The following is an 8,778-nucleotide window of genomic DNA, read 5'->3' on the forward strand; positions in this document are numbered from 1 at the left end:
GCGCCGTAGCCGGGCGGCGGCGCGCCGTAATTCGGGGGCGGCGGGTAGCCCGGGGGATTGTGCTCGCTGCCGTACGGGTCGGCCGGGGTGCCTGGATACTCGGGAGGCTGGCTCATGTCCGTCCTAGCTGTTGACTCAACCTGTGGGCACGCGCACACGGGAACTTAGCAAAGATGCCGGGGCGGCGCCCGGATTCGTTTTCGTGGTATGCCTGAAGCCGTGTCCGACGGTCTTTTTGACCTGCCCGGCGCGGCGCCGGTAAGCGATCACGGCCTGGGCGTGTCGGCCGGTGCGCCCCTGGCGGTGCGCATGCGGCCGGCGTCGCTGGACGAGGTGGTGGGGCAGGAGCACCTGCTGGCGCCCGGGTCGCCGCTGCGCCGCCTGGTCGAGGGCTCGGGTGTGGCGTCGGCCATCCTCTACGGACCGCCCGGCAGTGGCAAGACCACCCTGGCCGCGCTGATCTCCGGGGCGACCGGCCGCCGCTTCGAGGCGCTGTCGGCGCTGTCGGCCGGGGTCAAGGAGGTCCGGGCGGTCATCGACGTGGCGCGCCGGGCCCTCCTGAACGGCGAGCAGACGGTGCTGTTCATCGACGAGGTGCACCGCTTCTCCAAGACCCAGCAGGACGCGCTGCTGTCCGCCGTCGAGAACCGCGTGGTGCTGCTGGTCGCGGCCACCACGGAAAACCCGTCGTTCTCGGTGGTTGCGCCGCTGCTGTCCCGGTCGCTGATCCTGCAACTGCGGCCGCTGAGCGCCGACGACATCCGCGCCGTGGTGCGGCGCGCGATCGACGACCCGCGCGGGCTGGGCGGTCGCGTCGCGGTGACCGACGAGGCCGTCGACCTACTGGTGCGGTTGGCCGCCGGCGACGCCCGGCGGGCGCTGACCGCGCTGGAGGTGGCGGCCGAATCGGCTCAGGAAGCCACCGAGTCGGTCACCGTCGAGACCATCGAGCAGTCACTGGACAAGGCCGCGGTGCGCTACGACCGCGACGGCGACCAGCATTACGACGTCATCAGCGCCTTCATCAAGTCGGTGCGCGGCTCCGACGTCGACGCCGCGCTGCACTACCTGGCCCGCATGCTCGTCGCGGGGGAGGACCCGCGCTTCCTCGCGCGCCGGCTGATGATCCTGGCCAGCGAGGACATCGGCATGGCCGATCCCGGCGCCCTGCAGGTCGCGGTGGCGGCCGCGCAGACCGTGGCGCTGATCGGCATGCCGGAGGCGCAGCTGACGCTGGCGCACGCCACCATCCACCTGGCCACCGCGCCGAAGTCGAACTCCGTCACCACCGCGCTGGGGGCGGCGATGGACGACATCAAGGCGGGCAAGGCCGGCCTGGTGCCACCGCACCTGCGCGACGGGCACTACTCCGGCGCGGCGGCGCTGGGACACGCGCAGGGCTACCAGTACTCGCACAACGACCCCGACGGCGTCGTCGCCCAGCAATACCCGCCCGACGAGCTGGTGGGCACCGACTACTACCGGCCGACCGGCCGCGGCGCGGAGCGGGAGATAGCCGGGCGGCTCGAGCGGTTGCGGGCGATCATCCGTGGGAAGCGGGGGCGGTGATGACGAAGACGTTTACCGACGAGGAGATGGGCCGGCTGCTGGCGACCACCAAGGCCTACAGCGCCGTCATCCTCAAGCAGGGGCCGCGGTTCGGCGACGAGACGGCACCGGGGACCGTCTGGGAGCACGGGCGGCGCAACTTCGCACTGCGCGACGACGGCGTCATGCCCATCGTGTTGCCGGTCACCGACGGCTCCGACGTCTGCGGGCTCGCGGTGTTCGCGGCCACGGTCGAGGAGACCACCGCGATCATGGCCGAGGACCCCGGCGTGGCGAGCGGCGTCTTCACCTTCGAGGTGCACCCCTGCCGCGGATTCCCGGGCGACGCGTTGCCCTAGGCGCCCCGATGCGAAGCCCCGAGCGCGCGGCTGGCCGCACACTCGGCCTCGGCGCGCGGCTAGACTAGCTCGGGCACCCGCAGGTGGGCGATCGCCAGTTCGTACTCGGCGACGTCGACCACCTCGGCGCCGAGCTCCCGGACGCGCCTGCTGCGCAACTCGGTCGCGCGGTCGCGGTTGCGGGCCATCGCGTCCATCGAGTCGAACGTCGAGCAGGACACCGCCCGCCGGCACGCGGGGTGGTCGACCAGCAGGCTGGCGCTGCAGAACCCGTCGAGATCCTGCATCTCCGGCAGCACCGACATGCGGTAGAAGTCCACGGATCGGTTCAGCTGATCCGGCACCACCTTGAGCCAGGTGGCCCGCACGCAGGCCCCGGGGCGGGAGGGGTGGTCGCGGTGCAGCAAAGCGATGTCCCACTCCTCGACGCGGGCGCTGCCGTCGAACATCAGCGCGGCCCGGTCGCGGATCGGGGCGACCCGCTCGGCGCTGGCCCGCATCGCGTCGATGCTGTCCCACGAGCTGGTGGCGATGCAGGTTCCGGACTGCCGGTCGACCAACAGTGACAGTCCGACGCAGCCGTCGATCGCCGTGAGAGCCGGCATGACGACGTCGCGCATGTGCGCGATCCCGATGTCGACCGACAAGGGTTGCGCCTGGATGGTGGTAGAGCGTGCGTACACGGCCGACCTCCTCTGTCGGGGCGGATAACCAATGTGCCCCGGTGGCGCCACCGGGGCCCATCAGTTACCTTCCTCCTGCCCGGTGCTCGCCGCAATGCCCCCATGTGGCCGGCCTCACAACGATTGCCCGGTCTTGAACAGGCCCGGTGGACGCGCCGTAGGCTTGTCCGGATGCATACCGACGTGCTGGACGTGGACACCTCCCGGCGCCGCATCGTCGATCTGACCGAGGCGGTGCGGGGCTTCTGTTGGTCGCGGGGGGACGGCCTGTGCAACGTGTTCGTCCCGCACGCCACCGCGGGGGTCGCCATCATCGAGACCGGCGCCGGCTCCGACGACGACCTGGTCGAGACGCTGGAGAGGCTGCTGCCGCGCGACGACCGGTACCGGCACGCGCACGGTTCGCCGGGCCACGGCGCCGACCACGTGATGCCGGCCCTGGTGGCGCCGTCGGTGACGGTTCCGGTCTCGGGCGGCGAGCCGATGCTGGGCACCTGGCAAAGCATCGTGCTGGTCGACCTCAACCGGGACAACCCGCAGCGCTCGGTGCGGCTGAGCTTCCTGGAGGGCTAGCCGTCCGGTAGTCCACCACTCAGCGAATAGGCTGGAATAGACGTCCACGCAAACGAGCAAGCACGGAAGAAGCGGACCCAACAGTGCAGACACACGAGATCAGGAAGCGGTTTCTTGATCACTTCGTGAAGGCGGGCCACACCGAGGTGCCGAGCGCATCGGTGATCCTCGACGACCCCAACCTGCTGTTCGTCAACGCGGGCATGGTCCAGTTCGTTCCGTACTTCCTGGGCGCGCGCACCCCGCCGTACCCGACGGCCACCAGCATCCAGAAGTGCATCCGCACGCCCGACATCGACGAGGTGGGCATCACCACCCGGCACAACACCTTCTTCCAGATGGCGGGGAACTTCTCGTTCGGCGACTACTTCAAGCGCCGCGCCATCGAGCTGGCGTGGACCCTGCTGACCAACGGTGTGTCCGACGGCGGCTACGGCCTGGATCCCGAACGGATCTGGACGACGGTCTATTTCGACGACGACGAGGCCGTTGAATTGTGGCAGGAGATCGCCGGCCTGCCGGCCGAGCGGATCCAGCGCCGCGGCATGGAGGACAACTACTGGTCGATGGGGATTCCCGGGCCCTGCGGCCCGTCGTCGGAGATCTACTACGACCGCGGCGAAGAGTTCGGCGTCGGCGGCGGCCCGATCGCCAACGAGGACCGCTACATCGAGATCTGGAACCTCGTGTTCATGCAGAACGAACGCGGCGAGGGCACTTCCAAGTCCGACTTCGAAATCCTGGGCCCGTTGCCGCGCAAGAACATCGACACCGGCATGGGCGTCGAGCGGGTCGCGTTCATCCTGCAGGGTGTGCACAACGTCTACGAGACCGACCTGCTGAGGCCGGTCATCGACCTCGTCGCGGCGCGGGCGCCCCGCGGCTACGACGTGGGCCGTCACGACGACGACGTGCGCTACCGGGTCATCGCCGACCACAGCCGCACCGCGGCGATCCTGATCGGCGACGGCGTCACCCCCGGCAACGACGGCCGCGGGTACGTGCTGCGGCGGCTGCTGCGCCGGGTGATCCGGTCGGCCAAGCTGCTCGACATCGAGGGGCCGATCGTCGGCGAGTTGATGGCCACGGTGCGCGACGCGATGGGGCCGTCGTATCCCGAATTGGTCGCCGACTTCGACCGGATCAGGCGCATCGCCGTCGCCGAGGAGACCGCGTTCAACCGCACCCTGGCGGCCGGCTCCAAGCTGTTCGACGAGGTGGCCGGCACAACCAAAGCCGCCGGGGCCAAGGCCATTTCGGGCAGCGACGCCTTCACGCTGCACGACACCTACGGCTTCCCGGTCGAGCTGACCCTGGAGATGGCCGCCGAGGCCGGCCTGCAGGTCGACGAGATCGGCTTCCGGGAGCTGATGGCCGAGCAGCGCCGCCGGGCCAAGGCGGACGCCGCCGCCCGCAAGCACGCGCACGCGGACCTGAGCGCCTACCGCGAGCTGGTCGACGCCGGCCCCACCGAATTCACCGGCTTCGACGAATTGTCCTCCGAGGCCAAGATTCTGGGCATCTTCGTCGACGGCAAGCGGGTGCCGGTCGTCACGCACGGCGCGCACAACGACGGGCCGGGCGCGCAGCAGGTCGAGCTGGTGCTGGACCGCACCCCGCTCTACGCCGAATCCGGCGGGCAGATCGCCGACGAGGGCACCATCAGCGGGACGGGCGCCGGCGAGAGCGCCCGCGCGGCGGTCACCGATGTGCAGAAGATCGCGAAAACCCTGTGGGTGCATCGGGTCAACGTCGAGTCCGGGGAATTCGTGGAGGGCGACACCGTCGTCGCGGCGGTCGACCCTCAGTGGCGCCGCGGCGCCACCCAGGGCCACTCGGGCACCCACATGGTGCACGCCGCGCTGCGACAGGTCCTGGGCCCCAACGCGGTTCAGGCGGGATCGCTGAACCGCCCCGGCTACCTGAGGTTCGACTTCAACTGGCAGGGACCGCTGTCCGACGAGCAGCGCACCCAGGTCGAAGAGGTCACCAACCAGGCCGTCCAGGCCGACTTCGAGGTGCACACGTTCACCGAGCAACTCGAGAAGGCCAAGGCAATGGGCGCGATGGCGATGTTCGGCGAGGCCTACCCGGACGAGGTCCGGGTGGTCGAGATCGGCGGCCCGTTCTCGCTGGAGCTGTGCGGCGGAACCCACGTACACAACTCGGCGCAGATCGGGCCGGTGACCATCCTGGGCGAATCGTCGGTCGGTTCGGGGGTCCGCCGGGTGGAGGCCTACGTCGGGCTCGACTCGTTCCGCCACCTGGCCAAGGAGCGCGCCCTGATGGCCGGGCTGGCGTCGTCGCTGAAGGTGCCGTCCGAGGAGGTGCCCGCGCGGGTGGCCGGCCTGGTGGAGCGGCTCAAGGCCGCCGAGAAGGAACTCGAACGCGCGCGGCTGGCGGGCGCGCGGGCCGCCGCGGCCAACGCCGCGGCCGGCGCGGAGCGCATCGGTAACGTCCGTGTGGTGGCGCAACGGATGTCCGCCGGGATGACCGCCGGTGACCTGCGCTCCCTGGTGGGCGACATTCGCGGCAAGCTGGGCAGCGACCCCGCCGTGGTGGCGCTGATCGCCGAGGGTGAGGGCGGCAGCGTGCCGTACGCGGTCGCCGCCAACCCGGCCGCCCAGGAGCTGGGAATCCGCGCCAACGACCTGATCAAGCAGCTCGCCGCGACGGTCGACGGCCGCGGCGGGGGCAAGCCGGACCTGGCGCAGGGCTCCGGAAAGGACCCGAGCCGCATCGACGCGGCGCTCGAGGCGGTCCGCTCGGAGATAGCGCGGGTCGGCTGAGTGGTCCCCGCACAGCATCGGTTGCCCGACCGCCCCGGCGACCCCGACCAGGACCCCGGACGGGGACGAAGGTTGGGCATCGACGTCGGCAGCGTGCGCATCGGGGTCGCCTGCAGCGACCCCGACGGCATCCTGGCCACGCCGGTGGAGACCGTGCGGCGCGACCGGTCCGGCAAGCACGTGCGGCGGCTGGCGGAGCTGGCCACCGAGCTCGGGGCGGTCGAGGTGGTCGTCGGGCTGCCGCGGACCCTGGCCGACCGCACCGGTCCGTCGGCGCTCGACGCCATGGAGCTCGCCGACACGCTGGCCCAGCGGATCGCGCCCACGCCCGTGCGGCTGGCCGACGAGCGCCTGACCACCGTCAGCGCGCAGCGATCGCTGCGCGCGGCCGGCGTCCGAGCCAGGGAGCAGCGGGCGGTCATCGACCAGGCGGCCGCGGTGGCCATCCTGCAGAGCTGGCTCGACCAGCGCCGCGCCACGCTGACGGCCGGGGAGCCCGCCGATGGTTGACAGCGGACGGCGGGAACGGGCCGAACCGGAGGCGGTCGGCCCCTCGGGCAGACGGAGCCGGGTCACCCGCAATCGGGCCGAGCGGGTGCGTCGCCGCCGGCGGTTCACCGGCAAGATCGTGCTCGCGGTCGTCGCCGTCGTGGTGCTGGTGGGAGTCTTCGTCGGCGCCAAACTGTGGCACACGGTGTTCGGCGCCGGGGACGACTACACCGGAAACGGCAAGCGCGACATCGTCATCCAGATCAAGGACGGCGACTCCACCACCATGGTCGGGGAGACGCTGCAGCACGAGCAGGTGGTCAAGACCGTGCGGGCGTTCGTCAACGCCGCGCACGGCAACAGCAAGATCTCCTCGATCCAGCCCGGCTTCTATCGGATGCGCACCGAAATCCCGGCGGCCGACGCCGTCGCGCGGCTGGCCGACCCGGAGAACCGGGTGGGCCGGCTGGTCATCCCGGAAGGCCGTCAGCTCGACGACACCACCGACATGAAGACCAACAAGGTCAATCCCGGCATCTTCTCGCTGATCTCGCGCGCCACCTGCGTGACCCTGGACGGCAACCAGCACTGCGTCGCGGTGGAGGAACTGCGCGCGGCGGCCACCAACAGCACGCCCGCCGCGCTGGCGGTGCCGCCATGGGCCGTCGAGCCGTTCACCGAGCTCGGCAAGGACCATCGCCGGATCGAGGGGCTGATCGCGCCGGGCACCTTCAACGTCGACCCCGCCGCCTCGGCCGAGACGATCCTGTCCACCCTGATCAGCGCGGGGGCCGTGGAGTACATGAAGTCGGGGCTGGTGGACACCGCCCAGACCATGGGCCTGTCGCCCTACGACATCCTGGTGGTGGCGTCGCTGGTGGAGCAGGAGTCCAGGTCGCAGGACTTCGCGAAGGTGGCGCAGGTCATCTACAACCGCCTGCACGCCCACCACACGCTGGAATTCGACTCGACGGTCAACTACCCGCTGGACCGCCGGGAGGTGGCCACCACCGACGCCGACCGCGCCCAGAAGACCCCCTGGAACACCTACGTGTCGCAGGGGTTGCCCGCGACGGCGATCTGTTCGCCCGGCGTCGACGCCCTGCACGCCGCCGAGCATCCCGAGCCCGGCGACTGGTTGTACTTCGTGACCATCGACGCCCAGGGGACGACGCTGTTCACCAAGGATTATCAGCAGCACCTGGCCAACATCGAGCTGGCCAAACGCAACGGTGTCCTCGACTCCGCCCGGTAGGGCGCCCGGCCCCGGCGCCGCGCGGAAAGCGGCGGTGCTCGGCAAGCCGATCGCCCACTCGAAGTCCCCGCAACTGCACCTGGCCGCCTACCGGGCGCTGGGCCTGCACGACTGGACCTACGAGCGCATCGAGTGCGACGCCGAGCGGCTGCCCGCCGTGGTCGGCGCGTTCGGGCCCGAATGGGTCGGCGTATCGGTGACCATGCCCGGCAAGTTCGCCGCGCTGCGCTTCGCCGACGAGCGCACCGAACGCGCCGAGCGGGTCGGCTCGGCCAACACCCTGGTCCGCACGCCGGCGGGCTGGCGGGCCGACAACACCGACATCGACGGGGTCGCGGGGGCGCTGGCGTCACAAGGGCTGGTGGCCGGCCGTGCGCTGGTGTGCGGATCGGGCGGCACCGCGCCGGCGGCCGTCCTGGGCCTGGCCCAGCTGGGTGTCGCCGCCATCGCCGTCGTCGCGCGCAACCCGGACAAGGCGGCCCGGCTGGTGGAGCTCGGCAACCGGGCCGGCGTGCCGACGCGGTTCGTCAGCCTGGACGGCGACGAGCTGACCGGCGCGGTGGGCGAGGCGGAGGTGCTGGTCAGCACGATCCCCCCCGACGTCGCGGCGCGGTACGCGGACACCCTGGCGGCCATCCCGGTGCTGCTCGACGCCGTCTACGACCCGTGGCCCACGCCGCTGGCGGCCGCCGTCGCCGCCGCGGGCGGCAGCGTGATCAGCGGCCTGCAGATGTTGCTGCACCAGGCGTTCACCCAAGTCGAGTTGTTCACAGGGCTCCCGGCGCCGCGAGAGGCGATGGCGGCCGCCCTGGGCTAGCGTCCCGGACGTCGGATGCCCCAGGTCACCGCCGAGCGTGGGGCCTACGGACGAATTCGCCACAGTTTTCGTACGTGGCCCCCACACTCGCGGCGCGTACAGGAGGACCCATGCGGCTTGGAGCGGTTGTGGCAGTGCTCGCATGGCTTTTGCTGGTGAGCGGCTACGACTTGCGCGAGCGCCGGCTGCCCAATCCGCTGACGCTGACCGGGGCCGGGGTGATCCTGGTGGCGGCCGCCGGGGCCGGGCGGGGCGGGGGGGGGGG

The 8,778-nt window shown here is 71.3% G+C and carries 8 protein-coding genes; 7 read left to right on the forward strand and 1 reads right to left on the reverse strand.

The window, feature by feature from the left end; all coding sequences use genetic code 11:
- Positions 1-207: 207 nt before the first annotated feature.
- Complete coding sequence (locus BST44_RS28200; protein WP_083179978.1) at positions 208-1,569, forward strand: replication-associated recombination protein A; 1,362 nt, start codon at positions 208-210, stop codon at positions 1,567-1,569.
- The gene (locus BST44_RS28205) at positions 1,569-1,907 is read left to right on the forward strand and encodes a hypothetical protein (RefSeq protein WP_083179979.1); all 339 of its coding nucleotides are present in this window, start codon (positions 1,569-1,571) and stop codon (positions 1,905-1,907) included. Before BST44_RS28200 ends, BST44_RS28205 begins: the two co-directional genes overlap by 1 nt.
- A gap of 59 nt (positions 1,908-1,966) precedes the next feature.
- On the opposite strand, the gene BST44_RS28210 is transcribed toward BST44_RS28205, so the two are convergent.
- Entirely contained in the window at positions 1,967-2,590 is a 624-nt protein-coding gene (locus tag BST44_RS28210; protein ID WP_083179980.1) for a hypothetical protein, read from the reverse strand.
- Positions 2,591-2,773: 183 nt separating this feature from the next.
- Between BST44_RS28210 and BST44_RS28215 the strand changes: the two genes are divergently transcribed.
- The 5 genes from BST44_RS28215 to BST44_RS28235 all read left to right on the forward strand — a co-directional run bounded on the left by BST44_RS28215 (position 2,774) and on the right by BST44_RS28235 (position 8,513).
- On the forward strand, positions 2,774-3,163 hold the full coding sequence (locus BST44_RS28215; RefSeq protein WP_170826172.1) for a secondary thiamine-phosphate synthase enzyme YjbQ: 390 nt from the start codon (positions 2,774-2,776) through the stop codon (positions 3,161-3,163).
- Positions 3,164-3,246: 83 nt separating this feature from the next.
- Entirely contained in the window at positions 3,247-5,952 is a 2,706-nt protein-coding gene (gene alaS / locus BST44_RS28220) for an alanine--tRNA ligase (RefSeq protein ID WP_083179981.1), read from the forward strand.
- On the forward strand, positions 5,953-6,462 hold the full coding sequence (gene ruvX, locus BST44_RS28225; protein WP_083179982.1) for a Holliday junction resolvase RuvX: 510 nt from the start codon (positions 5,953-5,955) through the stop codon (positions 6,460-6,462).
- Complete coding sequence (mltG, locus tag BST44_RS28230; RefSeq protein ID WP_083179983.1) at positions 6,455-7,696, forward strand: endolytic transglycosylase MltG; 1,242 nt, start codon at positions 6,455-6,457, stop codon at positions 7,694-7,696. Before ruvX ends, mltG begins: the two co-directional genes overlap by 8 nt.
- On the forward strand, positions 7,674-8,513 hold the full coding sequence (locus tag BST44_RS28235; protein WP_083179984.1) for a shikimate dehydrogenase: 840 nt from the start codon (positions 7,674-7,676) through the stop codon (positions 8,511-8,513). The genes mltG and BST44_RS28235 overlap by 23 nt, the downstream gene beginning before the upstream one ends.
- Positions 8,514-8,778 lie beyond the last annotated feature (265 nt).

The sequence above is a fragment of the Mycobacterium scrofulaceum genome (genome assembly GCF_002086735.1).
In the GTDB taxonomy this organism is placed as follows: Bacteria; Actinomycetota; Actinomycetes; order Mycobacteriales; family Mycobacteriaceae; genus Mycobacterium; species Mycobacterium scrofulaceum.